Source organism: Rhizobium sp. WYCCWR 11128, assembly GCF_013416305.1.
Lineage (GTDB): Bacteria > Pseudomonadota > Alphaproteobacteria > Rhizobiales > Rhizobiaceae > Rhizobium > Rhizobium indicum.
Window position 1 is genome coordinate 151,655 of sequence record NZ_JACCEZ010000008.1, and the last position, 18,347, is coordinate 170,001.

An 18,347-nucleotide genomic window follows, 5' to 3' on the forward strand; every position below is an offset into this window, starting at 1 on the left:
TTAGGGAGTGAGCATGCAGATCGAACGCTACGAAACCGGAAAGCGGATGAGCCAGGCTGTGACCTATGGCGGCTTCGTGTTCCTCGCAGGCCAGGTCGCCATCGATGTGCCGGGCGCGTCCGTCCGCGAACAGACGACCAACATCCTGGCGCGGATCACGCGGCTTCTGGAAGGCGCCGGCAGCGATCCAACACGGATCCTCAGCGCGACGATCTGGCTTACTGATATGTCCAGATTCGAAGACATGAATGCCGTCTGGGACGAATGGGTGCCTTCAGGTCATGCGCCGGCGCGCGCCACGGTCGAAGCAAGGCTCGCCGCATCGGAATTCGCCGTCGAAATCGGCATCATCGCAGCGGTCGGGAACTGAAGGTCCGCGCCTGTCGTCATCTCGCCAGCGCAGGTATGATAAAAACTGACGCACCGAACTCGCGCGTATTAGGTCGTCGGGACATACGGCCTGATTTGCGTCATCGCGAGTATCATCACCATTTGGTATCCCGCGCTCGGGACCTACACTGATTTTGCCGTCAGTCCCGGGATCTCAGAAACATCAATGGCATGCTCGGCTTGGAATATGTTCCGCAAATCCTAGCAGTCAGGGATGACCCCAATTTTGTCCTGCAATTGGAGCATGCAAGCGGCATCATCTCGTTCCCATCGATCCATGCGGCGGTAGCGATGTTGTGCAGTTGGGGTGCGTGGCCAATACGATGGATAAGATTTCCGACGATCTTCATAAATACGCTAATGCTGCTGTCGCCATCACCGAAGGCGGGTATTTGAGTTCGATATATTCGTCCAACCCGTGCCTGCACCTTTCACGACCGAGGCCCCGACATCTCCGCGCCGCAGCCAGTTTCGAAGCTGAAGCAATTGCTCGGATCTGTAAAAGCACCAATTGACAAATGGGAAAAATTCCCATTTAAGCGCTCCTGCTAATCTCGGCGCGGCAGATGGAACGATCTTCCGTTGCTGGAAAACCGATCGCCTTCCGCTATGTAACCCAATTGGTGGCGCTCGTGTCGCGTGAAATATGAGGGCTCAATGAGCATGTCGCATAACGAGAACAGGTCTTCGGAGCTTCGTGTGACAAACAGCGATCTGGATCGCTACTTCACATTTCTCCGCCATGTTCTTGTGAATGCAACCGCTACGCGGGCAGCCGGAGAGAGCCTGGGCTATGCAGCAGCGGTGACAGAGTCCATGCAACTGGCTCGCGCCACGCACGATGCCGGACGGAAGATCATGTTCATTGGCAACGGCGGCAGCGCGGCAATCGCCAGCCACATGGCGACGGACTATTCCAAAAACGGTGGGCTGCGGGCCATGGCGATGAACGACGGCGCGACGCTGACATGCCTCTCAAACGATCTTGGATATGAGAACGTGTTCTCTACGCAAATCGCCATGCACGCGAACGAAGGTGACTTGCTGGTGGCAATCAGCAGTTCGGGGAGATCGGAAAGCATTACCAAGGCCGCCCGCGCGGCCCGGGAAAAAGGCTGCGCCGTCATGACTTTGAGCGGATTCGCGCCGGGCAATCCGCTGCGTGATCTCGGTGACCTGAACTTTTATGTGGCTTCCGATCAATATGGCTATGTGGAGATCGCACATCTGGCGATTTGCCATGCCGTATTGGATTTTTCCTGCGGACTTGTCCCGCCCACTCTTTCCTAACGAGCCGTTTCACGCGCATGAATTTCCCCAGCATTCACGATCCGGAATTGTCGCTCCTTACGCCCGACGATGATGTCGCCAACCCTGAAGTGACGATCCTCGTCCCGTCTCTCAACGAGGAATTGACGATCGGAACCTTCGTCGACTGGTGCCGCGAGGGTATCGCGGCAAGCGGTGCGGCCGTGGAGATCCTGATCGTCGACAGTTCGACCGATCGCACACCCGAAATCGCGCGCGACAGGGGGGCCCGCGTGTTGCGGACGCCGAAGCGCGGTTTGGGCAGGGCTTACATCGATGCCATTCCATTCGTCCGCGGCAAGTTCATCATCATGGGCGATGCGGACTGCACCTATGATTTTCGGCAGATTGCGCCGTTTGTCGAGGCCTTCCGGAAGGGCTACGACTTCGTGATGGGCTCGCGGTTCAAGGGCTCGATCGAAGACAATGCGATGCCGCCCCTGCATCGCTATTTCGGAACGCCACTGACGACGTGGATTCTCAATCGGATGTTTGCCAGCCGCTTTTCCGACATCCATTGCGGCATGCGGGGCATCAGCGTCGATGCATTGCTGCGCATGGATCTTCGGTCGCAAGGCTGGGAATATGCGTCGGAAATGGTGTTGAAGTCCGTGCATATGGAGCTTCCGACCACCGAAGTACCGATCCACTTCCTGAAAGATCCGGATGGACGGCTCAGCCACATGAAGCGGCGGGGTTGGATGGAGCCGTGGCGCGCAGGCTGGCGCAATCTTCAGGCGATGTTTGTCTACGGGTTCGATTTCTTTCTCATCTGGCCGGGCTTCCTGCTTCTGGCCCTCGGCCTGATCATCATGCTGCCGCTGCTGGCTGGACCTATGTCTATTGCCGGTGTGCGGTTCTCGTCCAACGCCATGCTTTTTGCCATGGCCCTGGCCGTCCTTGGTCAATCAATGCTGGTTTCGGCCGCGATCGGCCGGGTTATCTTCGACTATTCCGGACGCGTGCAACCTCGTTTCGAGCGGCTCCTGCCCTACAACGCAACGATTTGGGGAACGGTCGTGGCTGTTCTTGCAGGCGTTTTGTTGGCGTTTCCACTCTTCGATTCCTATGTCGGGAATGGATACGTGCTGCCTGAGATTGGTATCGAAACGAACTGGGCCATCTTCGGGCTCTGGCTTATCACGACAGCATTTCAGATCTTTATTTCAGGCCTCATGATACGAGCGCTTGGGGTCATGCTGCCAATCAAGAAGCCTGCGCCGCCTCTCGCGGGATAAGAGCCACGAAAGGGCTATAATGATAGTAGGCTGGTGCACGGTTCTCTCCATAATATTATGGGGCCTCGTGATGGACAGGGGTCTCGTTGCTTGGCTCAACCGACGTTGCGATCAGCCATTTCGAGATAGTTTCGATTTTCTATTCAGCGGTATTTTGCCGGCTCTGGCGATATCAGGCGGCGCGGCTACCGTCCTTGGCGCATTTCACGGATTACGATGGGAAATCGTTCTTCCTATCGTGGCTGTTTCGATGATCTGGCGCCGTCGCGATCTCGTTGCCGTTCTTTGCGACCTGGGTTCGCTGTTTCGTAAAATCGCCGCTGAAACGAAAATCGGAAATCCGTTTCCGGTGCTTGCAGCACTCACATGCATCTTACTTTGCTATGCGTGGAGCGTTCTGGCCCTATTTCCGCCCGGTATTGACGACGTGTGGGTTTTCCACGTGCCGCTTGCGAACAGCATCATCGAGCACGCCGGCTTCGTGTCTCCGCAGATCGACCATCCGTTCTACGGCAATATTCCACTCTTCTTCAATCTGCTGTTTGCGCTCGTCATGATGGCCAGCGGTCACTGGACCGGCGCGGCGACCATGAATATCGCAATTTTCTTCGGATTTCTGTTCCTGCTTTCAAGCTGCGCAAGTCGTTGGCGGGCATGCGGTTTTTTCCTGGTGGCAGCTCTGATCCTCAGCATCCCTTTCTTCAGGGGAAGCGTCGGCGAACCAATGACGGATCTGGCCCGCTCGTGTTTCTCAGTCGCAGCCGTGCTTTTTCTGTGGCGCTATTTGGAAACCCGGCGTCCGGCGGAGCTTTTTCATTGTGCGCTCGTCTTAGGGGGAGCGGTCGGAGGAAAATATACAGAACTGCAAATGGTTGGCCTTATAGGGCTGGCATTGATGCCGGCGCTCATCAAAGGAAGAGTATCGCTGCCGCTCTTCCTGTCATGCATCTGCGCATTTCTCGCCGTCGCGGGCTATTGGTATGCGAAAAATCTCATCATTCTCGGCAATCCGATCTATCCCTTCCTGTTCGGTCATCCGGGCCTCACCGACGCTTGGATGGCGGATTACACGCTGGAATTGGGCCGGGCTTTCGATCCTGCCAACCGACGTTTCGTGACAAACCTCGCATCTCTGCAAGGTTGGCACGACTTCCTCTATATTCTTTACGAATGGTTCCTCGCTCGCAAGCCGAACACTTTCGTCGCTCTTGCTTTGATACTGGCCGGTCTGGCAGTGGCTTTCCGGCGCATCGCATTTCTGGCAGCGATTGTCGCTACAATGTTTGTGATATGGTACACCGTTATGTTCAATCACATACGGTGGGCAACGCCAGCCTATCTGCTCTTCTTCTCCACCGGGTTTATCGGCGCCTCCCTGGTTCGCGAGCGGCTGGATAAATGGCTCGACCGGCGAGTCCTGCCGCAGATAGCCCCACTTGCGAAAATTGTCTCTTCGCCAGCATGCATGGTCGCTAGCCCGGTGGTCATCAGCTTGCTGGCCGGCGGACTCTGGATTTCCCGCTGGCACCGGGTGGGCGGCGGCGACCTGGATCCCGCCAAGGCGGAACAGCTTGACGTCATGCTCGGGATGATAAGCGTCGAAAGATATCTGGAGGGACACCGCAAAGCTTATTTCATGTACCGCTACATCGCGGATCATGACCTGCGGACCGTTTTTCAACCTTTCGACACTGCTAACACACTATTGTCCACGGCCTACAACGACGGCCGCGACGGCGGCTGGCAATTGCCACGCCACGTGCTGCCTGCACCCGGGTCGGATGTCGGCGCATTCATCAGGGACAATCATATAGGCTACTTCATAGTCCCGCCCGATGCCGGTAGTGCGTTCCTCGCCGAACGCCTTGGAGAAGACAAAATCCTGATGGCCAACAGCGTCATAGCGCACATGATGCCCCGTTCCTCGGTGATATTGACGGATCGGTTCGGCTGGACGCTCTACCGTTTTGACGCGGGTCGGACACCGTGACTACTGCGTCCTCCCCAGCGTTGCTTCGCATCGGCATACCGGTTCTGAAAGTAGCTGTCGCGCTTGGCCTCGTCATATGGATCGCGCGCAGGGTAGATTTTTCGGAAGGGTGGGCTGCCGTCCAGACCCTGTCGGCGACGACCATCTGGGGCAGCATCTTGCTTCTGCTCCTGCAGGCTCTGCTTTCGGCGTGGCGGTGGTGCCTTCTGTCGGACATGATAGGGCAAAGGCTGAAGCTATCGGGCGCCATGAAACTCTTCATGCAAAGCCTCTTTTACAATCAAGCTCTCCCAAGTCCCATTCCAGGTGATGCCGCTCGCATATTTGGTGCCGTCAAATATGGCCTGACGATCGGAGAAGCCACGCTAGGCGTCGTCATGGACCGCATCCTTACTCTTTTCGGACTGGCGGTCGTTGCGCTGATCGGACTGATCATCCTGCGCGCTGTTTACGGGCACGACTTTCCCATCCCCTATCTGACAGAACTCACGGCGCTTGGCGTTGCGGGATCTATCGCATCAGCCCTGGTGTTCAGTTGGCGCCGCCACTTATTCGTCCGGTTCTTTCCGGCAAAGCTGCATGCGTTGACCGACGCGTTGCGGGCTTTGGTCACCCACCAAAGAATGGTCGGCGTATTTCTATTGACCCTCGCCATTCACGGGTTGAGCGTCGTCTCGCTCGAGATCCTCGTTCTCGGCCTCGATCTCCCTCTCGATTGGGGTCAGGCCACAGCCGCTTTCCCGCCGGTGCTCTTGATCGCCATGGTCCCTATTTCCGTCGGAGGGTGGGGTCTCCGGGAAGGCGGTATGATTATTTCACTTGCCGTATTCGGCATTGGCACGACAGACGCGGCAACGCTCTCCGTGGTTTTCGGCCTGCTGCAGCTTGTGGTCGGGTTAGCCGGTGGTGTATTCGTCCTTTCGCGTCCTCATTCGGGAAAGATCAAAGCGCTCTGATGAGCCTTAGCAGATCATATGGAGCCGCCGACATGCATGCCTTGGTAACAGGAGGGGCCGGATTTATCGGCAGCCATCTCTGCGATCGCCTTTTGGAAAAGGGCTATCGGGTCACCGCGATCGACAATCTTCATCTTGGCCGCATGCGGAACATAGATCACCTGCTGGAGCGATCGGATTTTCGTTTCCACGAACTGGATATGCTTGATCGGGAAGGCATGGATCAGCTTATTGCGGAGGACCGCCCCGACGCTGTTTTTCATCTCGCCGCAAATTCCGATATTGCCGCAGGCAATGCCAATGCGGAACTGGACCTGCAGCTGAACCAGCTGACGACAACGACACTGCTTGCCATCATGCGCAAGCACGGGATCGGCAAGCTTTTTTTCGCCAGCACCTCCGCCGTTTTCGGCGAAGCCGAAGGAAACATCCATGAGAATCACGGCCCTCTGCGGCCGATCTCGCTCTATGGCGCCAGCAAGCTTGCCGCCGAAGCCTATCTGTCTGTCTATGCGCTGTCATTCGGCATCAAGACATTGGTGCTGCGTTTTCCGAATGTCGTTGGGGAGCGCTCCACGCATGGAGCGATCTACGATTTCATCAACAGGTTGAAGGCTGATCCGACGAGACTTCAGGTGCTCGGCAACGGAATGCAGACAAAGCCCTATCTCTATGTCGGAGATCTGGTGGATGCGATTCTCCTCGCATGGGACAAGGCACCCGGCGTCTATGAAGTATTTCATGCCAGCGGCATCGGCGAAACGTCCGTCCGGGATATCGCCGAGATCGTGGTCTCGAAGGTCGCAGCCGGAGCCGCTATCGAATACGGCAGCGAGGACCGCGGCTGGCTAGGCGATGTGCCGCGCTTCAGCTACGACATAAGCCGGCTCGTCGCGCTGGGCTGGTCTCCCAAGCGAAAATCAACCGAGGCCGTTGAGCTTGCCGTGGATCGGATCCTGGCGAATGGGTTCTGAAGACGCTATCCGCCAGGCCGTCATTATTGCCGGGGGCCTTGGAACGCGTGCTCGCAGCATGACAGGCGATGCCATTCCGAAGGCTCTTTTGCCGCTTGGCGGCGTGCCGATCATCCTCAGGCAGATTCGTGTGCTGGCCCGCGAAGGAGTTCAGCATGTGCGCGTGCTCGGTGGTCACCTCGGCAGCCAGCTGGAACCTGCTCTTGGCCCGGAAGCTGAAAAGCTCGGCATCACGATCGACGTCTTCGTCGAGACGTCTCCGCTCGGCACGGCAGGCTGCTTGACGACTTTGGACACGACATCAGGTGACGTCCTGATCGTCTACGGCGACATGCTTTTTGACCTCGATCTGGCGGCACTGGCACGTCATCGTCGTCGATTTCCGGCCGCTCTAACCATCATCGCTCACCCCAACGATCATCCCCGCACATCCGATCTCGTCGTCCAGAAAAGCGGTTACCTCCAGCGCCTGTTGCCTCGCAAAACGCCCCGCGATGCGGATTGGCGCAATCTCGTACCGGCCGGTTTGTACGTAGCTTCCGACCAGTTCTTCGAGACGCTCCTGCCGGGGCAGCCGGCCGACATGATCCATGATGTCATTCCCGGTCTCCTCGAACGTTCGATCCCGGTCGCAATCTATGACACGCCGGAATATATGAAGGATACCGGGTCTCCGAGCCGACATGCTGCCGCGGCGGCGGATCTTCGGCAGGAACGGGTTCATGCGGTCCATCTGTCCGTTAGAAGACCCGCGGTGTTTTTCGATTGCGATGGCGTACTCAACGAAGATGTCGGCAGCCATGGCGTCATCCATCCCGAGCAGGTGAAGCTGATCGACCGAGCCGGCGAAGCGGTGCGGCTCGCCCGCGAGGCCGGCTTCCTGACGGTTGCCGTAACCAACAGGCCGCAGGTCGCCAAAGGCCTGCTCGATGAATCCGGCCTGGATCATGTTCTTGGTCGCCTGGAGGCCGAGCTTGCCGAAGATGGCGGCGTCCTCGACCGCATTTACTTTTGTCCGCACCATCCGGACAAAGGATTTCCCAATGAGATCCCGGAACTCAAGATCAATTGTGCATGCCGCAAACCGGGCGATCTGATGATCCGCCAAGCAATGACGGAATTGCCGGTCGAAAAGTCGAAATCCGTCATCATCGGAGACAGCCTGCGCGACATAGGTGCGGCCCGCAAGACAGGCATCTGGGCCTATGGGGTCCGGACGGGTTATGGCCTGCGGGATGAGAAGAGCTATCCTGCTGCGGAAATAGATATTCCGCGTCCCGATCTTGTCTTCGACACGGTCTATGACGCCGTTCGCTTTCAATGCGGTTATCAAGATATCGGGCAAGGGCTGTCCGGAGCCATTCATCAACGTCTTCCAAGTAAAGCAGGTCCGCTGCTCGTCAGCATTTGCGGCCGTTCCCGTTCCGGGAAAAGCACGTTTGCGCATGCGGTCGAGCGTATGCTCTCGGAATCAGGACGCCGGGTGCTGAGGCTGGAACTCGATCGCTGGATACTGCCGCTCGAATATCGCCGTCCTGATATGACCGCGGAGGAACGCAACAGGGTCGAGCTCTATCCCGAGATCGTCAGCAGGCTGCGCCAATCCGGACAGGTCGAGGCGCCCAGCTATGACGCGGCAAGCCGTAGTCAGGGCAAGGATACGACCACCTATGATGCGCGTGATGCCGAGGTCATTCTGCTGGACGGCATCTTTGCCGGACACAGGTCGATCCGCGAAGATGTCGATATGGCTGTCTTCGTCGAGGCATCACAGCAGACACTGCTCAACCGCTTTCACAATTTTTACGCCTGGAAAGGCCTTACGGCAGCCGCGGCCGACGGGCTCTGGGCATCGCGAATTCAAGAGGAGTGGCCGAGGATCGATCTACAGCGGACATCGGCCGATATCGTCATCAATCTCGAGGAGGCCATCCTTTGATCGTTTCATCCGCACCTTTTCGGGTCAGCTTCGCCGGAGGCGGCTCGGACATAGCGTCCTACTACCGTCGTCAAGCGGGCGCGGTATTGTCCTGCGCGATCGCCAAGTACAGCTTCGTTATCGTGCATAACTACTTCAATGAAAACAAATATCATCTCAAATATACGCGCACCGAGCTCGCCGATACGCTTGAGGAGATCGCGCATCCGCTGCTGCGCGAGGCCCTGCGAATGCACCGGGTCGAGCCCGGCATCGAAGTTGCTTCGGTCGCCGACATTCCCTCGGGAACCGGGCTGGGATCATCCAGTTCCTTTTCCGTGGCGCTGATCAATGCGCTCTACGCCCACCGGTCGCGCTTTGCCTCCAAGGATCAGCTGGCGGAAGAAGCGTGCAAACTCGAAATCGATATCCTGAAGGAGCCGATCGGCAAGCAGGACCAATATGCGGCCGCCCATGGCGGCCTGAACTTCATCGAATTCAATCCCAACGGCGGCGTCAACGTTCAGCCCGTCGTCCTCGGCTCCGAAAAGATGGCAGAACTCGAGAGCAACATCCTGTTGTTTTTCACAGGAAGCCAGCGCGACACGCGCTCAGTGCTGTCGACGCAGGTGCAAGCCATGGAAGCGGACGAAGAAAAATTCCGGACCGTGGAGCGCATGGTGCAGTTGAGCTACGAAATGCGCGACATCCTGATGGCTGGAGATCTCAGTGCGTTCGGCGAAGCGCTGCACCGCGGATGGATGATGAAAAGATCGCTGACGTCGAAGATTACCAACAATGCGATCGACGAGTGTTACGAGGCAGCCCGTGCTGCCGGCGCTATCGGTGGCAAGCTTGCGGGTGCAGGCGGAGGGGGATTCCTCGTTCTCTATTGCCCTAGAGATCGTCAGGAAAAAGTCCGGCAAGCGCTGTCGCAGCTCAAGGAAATCGAGTTTCGTTTTGACTGGAGCGGCGCGCGCATCGCCTTTGCGCAGTAGAGAGTGTGAATGGCACCACGTCTCATCATCACGGGATCGACCGGCTATATCGGTGCAAGACTTGTCGCGATGGCGCGTGAGCGCGGCTTCGACGTGGTTGAACTCGGCCGCCGGCTCGGCCCGGCGTGGCGCATTGGCGATGAGCCTGCCGCGTCCGATCTGGAGGGAGCGATTGGGCTCGTCCATCTCGCGCATTCCTGGGCTACTCCGCCGGAGGCGGCCGAAGAAGAAAACGTCAATATATCAGGCACCTTGAAGCTGGCGGAAGCGGCAAAGGCAGCCGGCGTGCCGCGCTTCGTTTTTGCCTCGTCCACCTCGTCCAGAAGAGAAGCGCTCAATGTCTACGGCCGGACCAAGTTCAGGATCGAAGAGCATTTGGCTGCCTGCAAGGCGGCACCGATCGTCAGAACTGCGCGAATAGGGTTGGTTTATGGCGGCCCGCGCACAGCGATGTACGGCCTGATGGCGAAATTGGCGGCGCTCAGCCCAATCCTGCCGATGATCGGGCTCAGCCGAAAAGTTCAGCCCATTCATCTCGACGAAGTCGCCGCAGGCCTGCTGGCGCTGGCGACCGGAGAGAACCAGCCGCTGAAGACATTTGTGCTGGCGCCGGAAAAGCCCATAAGCTTTGCCGCCTGGCTCAGAATTCTCCGCCGCGGCCAAGGTAAGGGCAACCTTCATTTCATACCGGTTCCCCTGACCGCCGCACTCCTCGCCTGCCGAATGACGAAGCTTCTCCCGTTGATTCCCACGGTCGATCCGGAGCGCGTCCTGGGGCTTGCAGGCGCCGCACCGATGGAGAGTAGCGAGAGCCTCAGGCTCCTGAAGTTGAACCTGGCTGACCCAGCGCCTACACTTGCCGGAGAATTCGGCCAGACACACGAGGAGCCATCGCGACGTGAGGCACAGGCTCTGCTGCGATATCTAGGCATCGCGCCCACCGAAATACAGCTGCAACGGCTTTGTGAAGGGCTGCGGCGTGAAGGGTTATCGCCGCTCGGCCTTTCCCCGGCAATGATCCGGCATCCTGGTTTGCTGGCGCTCTTTGAACCGCCGGCCAATCGAACACGGCATCGCCTCGCGCAGGCCCTCTATTTGGCCGACCTCGCGAGCGAACCGGAAAGGGCCTCGGGCAAAAAGGTCGGATTTTTCGGCGCGATGCTGGCGATTTCGAGCGATGTTTTGCTCTTTCCGCTCCGCGTGCTTTTAGCGGGGAGATATCGATGAATGGGCCGGACGCCGACTTCATCATCATCGGCAGTGGACCTGCCGGTGTCTCCGCTGCGTTTCCCCTGATAGCGGCCGGACGCCGCGTTCTGATGCTGGATGGCGGGGATGATGCCGGATCGCAAGAGGAAAGCCGCAGCGTCCGCGTCCTGGGAAGCAATCTGGAATCGCTGCGAACGGACGACGGAAGTTCGCCGAAATTGCAGACCCCTGCAGCACGAGGAATTCTCGAACCTTTTCGACGCCAATCCGGCATAACCGGCGACGGTTTCATCCCAATCGGCAGCCTTGCCCGCGGCGGGCTCTCCAACATTTGGGGAGCGCAAATCAGCTATCTCGATGCCGAAGACATCGCGGCTTGGCCAATCGACATCGCCTCCTTGCAGAGATCCTACGAGCATGTTGCCAAGCGCATCGGCATCAGCAGGAATGCGGATTCTACGACAGGCGCTGACGGCGCGCCCGTCCTACCGCTTGGGGCGACAGCGGCCCATGTTCTGCATCGGCACCAGGCCGCAAAGCCGGCTGATGGGTCGTTCCGGCTTTTTCCCGCCGTCAATGCCATACTTTCGGAGGCGAGGTCCGGGCGGGCGGCATGCGATCTGCGCGGCGACTGTCTCTATGGCTGCCCGAGCGGCGCGATCTATAACAGCCGGCAGGATCTGCTTCTGTTGCGAAAGTCTCCGCATTTTCGTTTGCTCGATAACATGCGGGCCGTCTCGTTGACACGCAGCTCGGGCTGGGCGGTCAGAACGGCAGACGGATCGTTATTTTCCGCACCGAGGATCATTCTGGCCGCAGGAGTCCTTGGAACGGCCGGCCTGCTGTCGGACCTCCTGCCGATTGACGAGCAGGGGCTGCGTCTTCTGAACAGTCCCACGCTGGCCATTCCCCTGCTCCCCCCCGCAAGAATGTTGCGTCCGCCGACGGCGACGCACAGCCTTGCGCAGCTCGGATTATCTCTACGCTACGGCGACGACGCATCCGATTACGTGACGGGAGCGATCTATGAAGTCGGCACGCTGCCGGCGCAGAGCTTCGTCAACAGGATGCCGCTCGGTCGAAAAGCCGGGCGCGCGGTGTTCGAGCTTATCGGCGGCAGTCTCCTCGTCGCAACGATCTACTATCCAGGCGATCAAAGCCACAGCTACATCCGTCGCGATGAAACGGCAGGAAAGGGTCTGACCGTCCGCGGCGGCTTCGCAGAGGGTTTTGGCCCTCGCGCCGAGAATTTGAAAAAAACGCTCCGCCGTGAATGGAAACGGTTGGGACTGATACAGCTCCCGGGCGCATCGCTGGCAGAGCCTGGCATCGATGCCCATTTCGCCGGCACTCTCCCTATGGGCGCGGCCGGCCCGTTCGGCACGTCTTCGGATGGCGAGGTGAATCTCCATCCCGGTCTTTACGTCGTCGATGGTTCGATTCTTCCCGATCTTTCCTCGAAATACATCACGATGACGATCATGGCCAATGCCGACCGCATCGCTCAGCGTCTCGCCGAAACGGAAGCAAACTCGGCACTTTAGCAGTTTGAATTTCACCCCAGAGCTTTGGCGATTAACGGAATGCATCGGCAAAAATCCGTTTCCAATGCATTCTCGGTCTTTCTTTGCGGCAAAGCGCAAGCATCGACCAGGTCAGGCAATTCCACCCAAGCATACATATTTAAGCTCGGTATATTCGTCCAATCCGTGCCGCGACCCTTCGCGACCGAGGCCCGACATTTTCACGCCGCCGAACGGAGCCTCAGCCGTCGAGACGAGACCGGTATTGACGCCGACCATCCCATATTCGAGCGCTTCGGCCACGCGAAATACCCGCGACAGATCGCGGGCATAAAAATATGAAGCGAGCCCGAACTCGGTGTCGTTTGCCTGTTCGATGACGTCCTCTTCGTCGCGGAAGCGAAAAAGCGGTGCAAGCGGCCCGAAGGTTTCCTCGCGGGCGACCTGCATGCCGGCAGCGACATCGCGCAGGATCGTCGGCTCGAAGAAATGGCCGCCCAGCGCGTGGCGCTTGCCGCCTGAAACGATCCCGGCACCCTTTGCGACGGCGTCGCGGATATGGCTTTCGACCTTGGCGACGGCGTTGTCGTCGATGAGCGGGCCAAGCACGACGTCACTATCGAGACCGTTGCCGACCTTCAAGCCCGAAACCGCCGCGGCGAGCTTGGCGGCAAACGCCTCGTAGACGCCGTCCTGGACATAAAGCCGATTGGCGCAGACGCAGGTCTGGCCGTTGTTGCGGAACTTGGCGATGAGCGCGCCTTCGACCGCAGCGTCGAGATCAGCGTCGTCGAAGACGATAAAGGGTGCATTGCCGCCAAGCTCGAGGCCGAGCTTTTTGATCGTCGGCGCGCATTGCCGGTAAAGCAGCTCGCCCGTCCGGGTGGAACCGGTGAATGTCAGGACCCGAACGTCACGGCTTGCCGTCAGCGCCCCGCCAATTGCCGCTGCGTCACCCGTGACGATGTTGAGAAGCCCCGGCGGCAGGCCGGCACGCTCACCGAGAACGGCGATCGCTATGGCGGAGAATGGCGTCTGCAGCGCCGGCTTGAGAACCACGGCACAGCCGGCGGCAAGCGCGGGGCCGATCTTGCGGGTGATCATCGCGTTCGGAAAGTTCCAGGGCGTGATCGCCGCCACCACGCCTGCAGGCTGGCGCAGGACGAGGATCCGCTTGTCCGGCTGATGTCCCGGTACGACCTCGCCGTTGATGCGTCTCGCCTCTTCGGCGAACCATTCGATGAAGCTCGCGCCATAGGTGATCTCCCCCTTGGCCTCGGCGAGCGGCTTTCCCTGCTCCAGCGTCAGGATCATCGCCAGATCATCGCGGTTTTCGATCATCAGGCGGTGCCATGCCTTGAGAATGGCGGCGCGCTCCCCGGCGGTCTTCTTCGCCCAAAGCTTCTGGGCGATGACGGCGGCGCGGATGGCATCTTCCGTTTCCGCGGCGCCGAGGTCAGGGACCACCCCCAGCACCTCACCTGTCGCCGGATTGCGGACCGTCGCCGCCTTGCGGCCTTCCGCTTCGATCCAGCGATCGGCGATGGGGCATGCCTGACGGAACAGCGAGGGATCATTGAGCTTCATAGGACAACTTTCAGCAGAATACGTGAGCGGCGCCGGGATCGAAATCCAGATGGACTATATCTCCACGATTGAGCCCGGCAATAGCCTCATGACCGAATGGCAAGCGGACCGAAAGCGCCTCGCCGGCCGCCGTCTCCGTCGAGACGTGGATATTGTTGCCGAGAAAGGTAATGTCGCTGACCGTCGCGGCAAGACCCACGCCGGCCGCCCGGACGCGCGACAGGCGAATGCGCTCAGGCCGCAGCATCAGAGCTGCCCTGGCGCCGGAGGTCCCTTTTCCATGCACCGGAATTTGATTGAAGATGGTCCCGCCTCCGAGCGCAATGGTGGCTTGTCCGTCGGAGGATGACACCAGGTCGCACGAAATGAAGTCGCTGTCGCCGATGAATTCGGCAACGAAGCGGGTCTTGGGATTGGCATAGAGTTCGGGGCCTGTTCCGATCTGGTCGATGACGCCCTTGGAAAAGACGGCGATGCGGTCGGAGAGCCGCAGCGCCTCCTCCTGGTCGTGCGTGACATAGAGGATCGTCACTTCGGTCTGCTGATGGATCCGGCGTATCTCATGCTGGATTTCCTCGCGCAGCTTCTTGTCGAGCGCCGACAGCGGCTCGTCCATCAGAAGCACCGGCGGATCATAGGCAAGGGCTCTGGCAAGGGCGACACGCTGCTGCTGGCCGCCGGACATTTGTGCGGGCTTGCGATCCTCGAAGCCTTCGAGCCTGACGAGGCGCAGCATCTCCTTCACCTTGCTGTCGACCTCGGCCTTGGACTTGCGCCGGACCTTCAGCGGGAAGGCGATGTTTTCGCCCACCGTCAAATGCGGAAACAAGGTGTAGCGCTGGAACACCATGCCGATGTTGCGTTTGTGCGACGGCGTGTCGAGCAAGGTCTTGCCCTCCAGCGTGATGTCGCCTTTCGTCGGAGTTTCAAAACCGGCCAGGATGTAGAGGGTCGTGCTTTTCCCGGATCCGGACGGTCCGAGAAAGGTCAGGAACTCCCCGCGTCGAACGTCGAGATTGACGTCGTGGACGGCGACGACAGGGCCGTATTCCTTGCGTATTCCGCTGATCTGAAGGAATGGTTCTTTCATTGTTTCAGTACCTTACGCACGACGGCAACCAGCGCCATCAAGATGATCGTCAAAAGGATGAGAAGGGTCGATGCCGCAGCGACAACGGGCGTCAGGTCCTGCCGCAACGTCGCCCAGACCTTGACGGGCAGCGTCTGCAGGGTCGGGCTGGACATGAAGATCGCCACCACCACCTCGTCCCAGGATGTCAGGAACGAGAAGACGGCAGCCGAAAACAGCCCATGGCTGATCGCCGGCAGGGTGACCCTGATCTTTGCTTCCAGAGGCGAGGCACCGCACAGAACCGCCGCATCTTCGATCGATTTGTCGAAGCCCTCCAGCGCACTGGATATGGACAGGATCGAGAAAGGCAGCGCGAGAACGAGGTGCGAAATGACGAAACCCGCCAACGTGCCGCCCAGGCCGATTCTTAAGAAAAAGGCATAAAGGGCAACCGCAAGAACCACGACGGGAAGGATCATCGGCGTCAGGAACAGCGCTTTCAGCGCATCGCGGAACAGGAACGAACCGCGCACCAGCCCGAAGGAAGTCACAAGCCCGAGCAGCACCGACAGGATCGTCACGATGACCGCGATCTTGAAGCTCGTCCAGGCCGATTCCAGCCAGCGCGGATCGGCAAAGAGCTCGCTGTACCATTGAAGCGTCCATCCGGGCGGCGGAAAGATCAGCCACTGCGAGGAGCCGAAGGACAGTGCGGCGATAAAGACGATCGGCAGCAGCAGAAAGGCCGCAGTCAGAAGCGTGATCGTCAGCAGGATATATTTCCACCAGCCGAGGCGGTCGAAATTGAGCAACATGTCAACGCCCTCCCGGGTTCTGGTTGCCGACGAAGCGCAACTGCACGGCGTAGAGCGACAGGGTCACCACGAGGAGCACCAGCGCCGCGGCACCGCCCATTCCCCAGTTGACCAGCGACTGCACGAATTGCGCGATCAGCTCTGCGAGCATCATGTTCGCAGTGCCGCCGAGCAGCGACGGCGTGACGAAATAACCAAGGGACATGACGAAGACCATGAGGGCGCCAGCCGCCATGCCGGGCATGGCCAAGGGCAGCAGGACACGGGTCAGGCACTGCCACCGGTTGGCGCCGCAAAGTGCTGCCGCCTGCAGGGTCGACGGGTCGATCTTCCTGATCACGCCGTAGAGCGGCAGGATGATGAAGGGCAACATGATATAGGTCATGCCGATCGTGACCCCGGTCAGGTTGTTGACCAGTGCCAAAGGTTTGTCGATCAGCCCCATTCCGATCAGCATCTTGTTGATCAGTCCCGTCCGCTGCAAAAGCACCATCCAAGCATAGGTGCGGGCAAGCAGGTTGGTCCACATCGACAGGAGCAGGATGGCAAAGATCACCGAGGTCAGCCGCCCGGGCATGATTGCCAGTGCCCAGGCAACGGGAAATCCGATCAGCAGCGAAATCGCCGTGACGAGACCCGAGACGATGAAGGTGTTGGCGAAAATCTTGAGATAGGTCGCGGACCCGATCAGCTGCGCATAGTTTCCAAAGCCCGGCACCGGTTCCAGCACGCTGCGCAGCAAGAGTACCGCCACCGGCGCGATGAAAAAGATCGCCACGAAGGCGAGCGCCGGAAGGACCCCGCCAAACCCTGTTGCCCTGCGCGCCTTTGGCAGGGGCGCAATTGCAGCGGAGGCATCGCTATATGTCGACATGACAGTCCTTCCCACCCGTCAAATTCCGCAGGCGCCGAGGTCCGACAAATCGGCTCCGACGCTGCGGGAGGCACGGCGCACATTCGCCGTGCCCATCCGTCTCAAGTTTCAGACTATTTCGCCTGCCAGGCGTACCACTTCTCGCCGATGGCATCGCGATTGTCCGCCCAGTAGTTCATGTCGGCATTCACCTGGCTGGCCGTCTGCTGATCCGGCAGGGTCTTGGCCGTTTCCGGATCCATCAGCTTGGCCGAGTCAACGTTGATTGGCGCATATCCGGTGGCTTTTGCAAGGGCGGCCTGCGGTTCGGCCGAGGTCGCCATCGCAATGAACTTCATAGCGGCTTCCACGTTCGGCGAACCCTTCGGCACGACGAGCGAATCCGCAGCGGTGATGTTCTGTTCCCACGAGGTCTCGGTCTTGATGCCGCTCGCCGCAAGCGCGGTCATGCGGCCATTCCAGACACTGCCGAAAGGAGCCTCGGCGGATGCCAGAAGCTGCTGCGACTGTGCGCCGCCCGACCACCAGACGATATCCGATTTGATCGTATCGAGCTTCTTGAAGGCGCGGTCGAGATCAAGCGGATAGAGCTTGTCGGCGGCCACGCCGTCGGCAAGCAGCGCCGCTTCGATCACGCCGGGAGCCGACCACTTGTAGAATGTGCGCTTTCCCGGAAATTTTGCCGTGTCGAACAGGTCAGCCCATGTCTTCGGGCAGGCGCTGACGGCATCGGCATTGCAGCCGATCACGAAGGAATAATAGAAGCTGCCGACCGAATAATCGGTCACGAAGCGCGGATCGAGCTTGGATTTGTCGATGACGGAGAAATCGAGTTTCTCGAGCTGGCCATTCTTGCCGGCCTGGGCGGCATAGTCGCCTTCGACGTCGACAACGTCCCAGGTAACCTGGCCAGCCTCGACCATCGCCTTGAGCTTGCCGTAGTCCGTCGGTCCGTCCTGTACGACGGTGATCCCGGTCTTCTCCGTGAACGGGCTAGCCCATGCGGCCTTCTGCGCGTCCTGGGTCGTTCCTCCCCAGCTCGAAAAGACCATGTTGTCGGCGTGCGCCGGTACGGACACAGCCACAAATGCGGCAACCGCCGCGAAAGCAAATGTTGTTTTCATGTTCCCTTATCCTTGTTCTGGTTTGTCCTGTATGCCTTATGCCGTCAGTGCGCCTCGCTCCTGGGAGAAAAGTTAGCTGGCTTCATAATCTTGTTTTCCGCCACCTCGATGAGATCGCGGATCTTGGGCAGGAAGGCCTGCCACCGGGGATCGGCCAAAAGCCTCTGGCGCCTCGCCTCCCGGTCGTCCAGGCTCGCAAAGGCCCAGATGTGAACGATCTCGTTGATCGTCCCGATCTCCGAAAAGAAGTAACCGACGAGCGTACCGAGATGGCTCTTCTGGATCTCGATCCCCTCCTCCTCGACGACCTTGAGATATTGCGGGATCGTGCCGTTCTTCAGCCGATAGGTCCGGATCTCGTAAAACATCGG

General features: G+C 59.3%; 17 protein-coding genes. 11 read left to right on the forward strand and 6 right to left on the reverse strand.

Annotated elements, in window-relative coordinates; genetic code table 11:
- The first annotated feature begins 13 nt into the window (after positions 1-13).
- From HX898_RS23380 to HX898_RS23430, 11 genes are all read left to right on the forward strand, one after another.
- The gene (locus tag HX898_RS23380; RefSeq protein WP_180195887.1) at positions 14-370 is read left to right on the forward strand and encodes a RidA family protein; all 357 of its coding nucleotides are present in this window, start codon (positions 14-16) and stop codon (positions 368-370) included.
- Positions 371-561: 191 nt separating this feature from the next.
- Entirely contained in the window at positions 562-786 is a 225-nt protein-coding gene (locus HX898_RS33305) for a phosphatase PAP2 family protein (protein ID WP_246697975.1), read from the forward strand.
- Positions 787-1,053: 267 nt separating this feature from the next.
- Positions 1,054-1,680, forward strand: a complete 627-nt coding sequence (locus HX898_RS23390) for an SIS domain-containing protein (RefSeq protein ID WP_180195960.1) — start codon at positions 1,054-1,056, stop codon at positions 1,678-1,680.
- Between the two features lie 17 nt (positions 1,681-1,697).
- A complete protein-coding gene (locus HX898_RS23395) occupies positions 1,698-2,936 on the forward strand; it encodes a glycosyltransferase family 2 protein (protein WP_180195888.1) in 1,239 nt (412 codons plus the stop codon).
- Positions 2,937-2,955: 19 nt separating this feature from the next.
- Positions 2,956-4,926 carry a hypothetical protein gene (locus HX898_RS23400; RefSeq protein WP_138390215.1) on the forward strand — a complete coding sequence of 657 codons (1,971 nt, stop codon included), beginning with the start codon at positions 2,956-2,958 and terminating at the stop codon, positions 4,924-4,926.
- Positions 4,923-5,882, forward strand: a complete 960-nt coding sequence (locus HX898_RS23405) for a lysylphosphatidylglycerol synthase transmembrane domain-containing protein (protein WP_180195889.1) — start codon at positions 4,923-4,925, stop codon at positions 5,880-5,882. Before HX898_RS23400 ends, HX898_RS23405 begins: the two co-directional genes overlap by 4 nt.
- A gap of 32 nt (positions 5,883-5,914) precedes the next feature.
- The gene (locus tag HX898_RS23410) at positions 5,915-6,856 is read left to right on the forward strand and encodes an SDR family NAD(P)-dependent oxidoreductase (RefSeq protein WP_180195890.1); all 942 of its coding nucleotides are present in this window, start codon (positions 5,915-5,917) and stop codon (positions 6,854-6,856) included.
- On the forward strand, positions 6,846-8,795 hold the full coding sequence (locus tag HX898_RS23415; RefSeq protein WP_180195891.1) for an HAD-IIIA family hydrolase: 1,950 nt from the start codon (positions 6,846-6,848) through the stop codon (positions 8,793-8,795). The genes HX898_RS23410 and HX898_RS23415 overlap by 11 nt, the downstream gene beginning before the upstream one ends.
- A complete protein-coding gene (locus tag HX898_RS23420; RefSeq protein ID WP_138390211.1) occupies positions 8,792-9,772 on the forward strand; it encodes a GHMP kinase in 981 nt (326 codons plus the stop codon). The genes HX898_RS23415 and HX898_RS23420 overlap by 4 nt, the downstream gene beginning before the upstream one ends.
- A 9-nt stretch (positions 9,773-9,781) precedes the next feature.
- Positions 9,782-10,999, forward strand: coding sequence for an NAD(P)-dependent oxidoreductase (locus HX898_RS23425; RefSeq protein WP_180195892.1), 1,218 nt, complete (start codon positions 9,782-9,784; stop codon positions 10,997-10,999).
- A complete protein-coding gene (locus tag HX898_RS23430; protein ID WP_180195893.1) occupies positions 10,996-12,525 on the forward strand; it encodes an FAD-dependent oxidoreductase in 1,530 nt (509 codons plus the stop codon). The genes HX898_RS23425 and HX898_RS23430 overlap by 4 nt, the downstream gene beginning before the upstream one ends.
- A gap of 111 nt (positions 12,526-12,636) precedes the next feature.
- Here the strand turns inward: HX898_RS23430 and HX898_RS23435 are convergent, their stop codons facing one another.
- The 6 genes from HX898_RS23435 to HX898_RS23460 form a co-directional block, all read right to left on the reverse strand.
- On the reverse strand, positions 12,637-14,091 hold the full coding sequence (locus HX898_RS23435; RefSeq protein ID WP_180195894.1) for an NAD-dependent succinate-semialdehyde dehydrogenase: 1,455 nt from the start codon (positions 14,089-14,091) through the stop codon (positions 12,637-12,639).
- A gap of 10 nt (positions 14,092-14,101) precedes the next feature.
- Positions 14,102-15,181, reverse strand: coding sequence for an ABC transporter ATP-binding protein (locus HX898_RS23440; protein WP_138390207.1), 1,080 nt, complete (start codon positions 15,179-15,181; stop codon positions 14,102-14,104).
- Positions 15,178-15,978 (reverse strand): ABC transporter permease, encoded by an 801-nt coding sequence (locus HX898_RS23445; protein ID WP_170281443.1) that lies wholly within the window; start codon positions 15,976-15,978, stop codon positions 15,178-15,180. The genes HX898_RS23440 and HX898_RS23445 overlap by 4 nt, the downstream gene beginning before the upstream one ends.
- A 1-nt stretch (position 15,979) precedes the next feature.
- Positions 15,980-16,852 (reverse strand): ABC transporter permease, encoded by an 873-nt coding sequence (locus HX898_RS23450; protein ID WP_138390205.1) that lies wholly within the window; start codon positions 16,850-16,852, stop codon positions 15,980-15,982.
- Between the two features lie 113 nt (positions 16,853-16,965).
- Positions 16,966-17,976, reverse strand: a complete 1,011-nt coding sequence (locus HX898_RS23455; RefSeq protein WP_138390204.1) for an ABC transporter substrate-binding protein — start codon at positions 17,974-17,976, stop codon at positions 16,966-16,968.
- 44 nt (positions 17,977-18,020) lie between these two features.
- The gene (locus tag HX898_RS23460) at positions 18,021-18,344 is read right to left on the reverse strand and encodes an NIPSNAP family protein (protein WP_003538302.1); all 324 of its coding nucleotides are present in this window, start codon (positions 18,342-18,344) and stop codon (positions 18,021-18,023) included.
- Between the last annotated feature and the right edge of the window lie 3 nt (positions 18,345-18,347).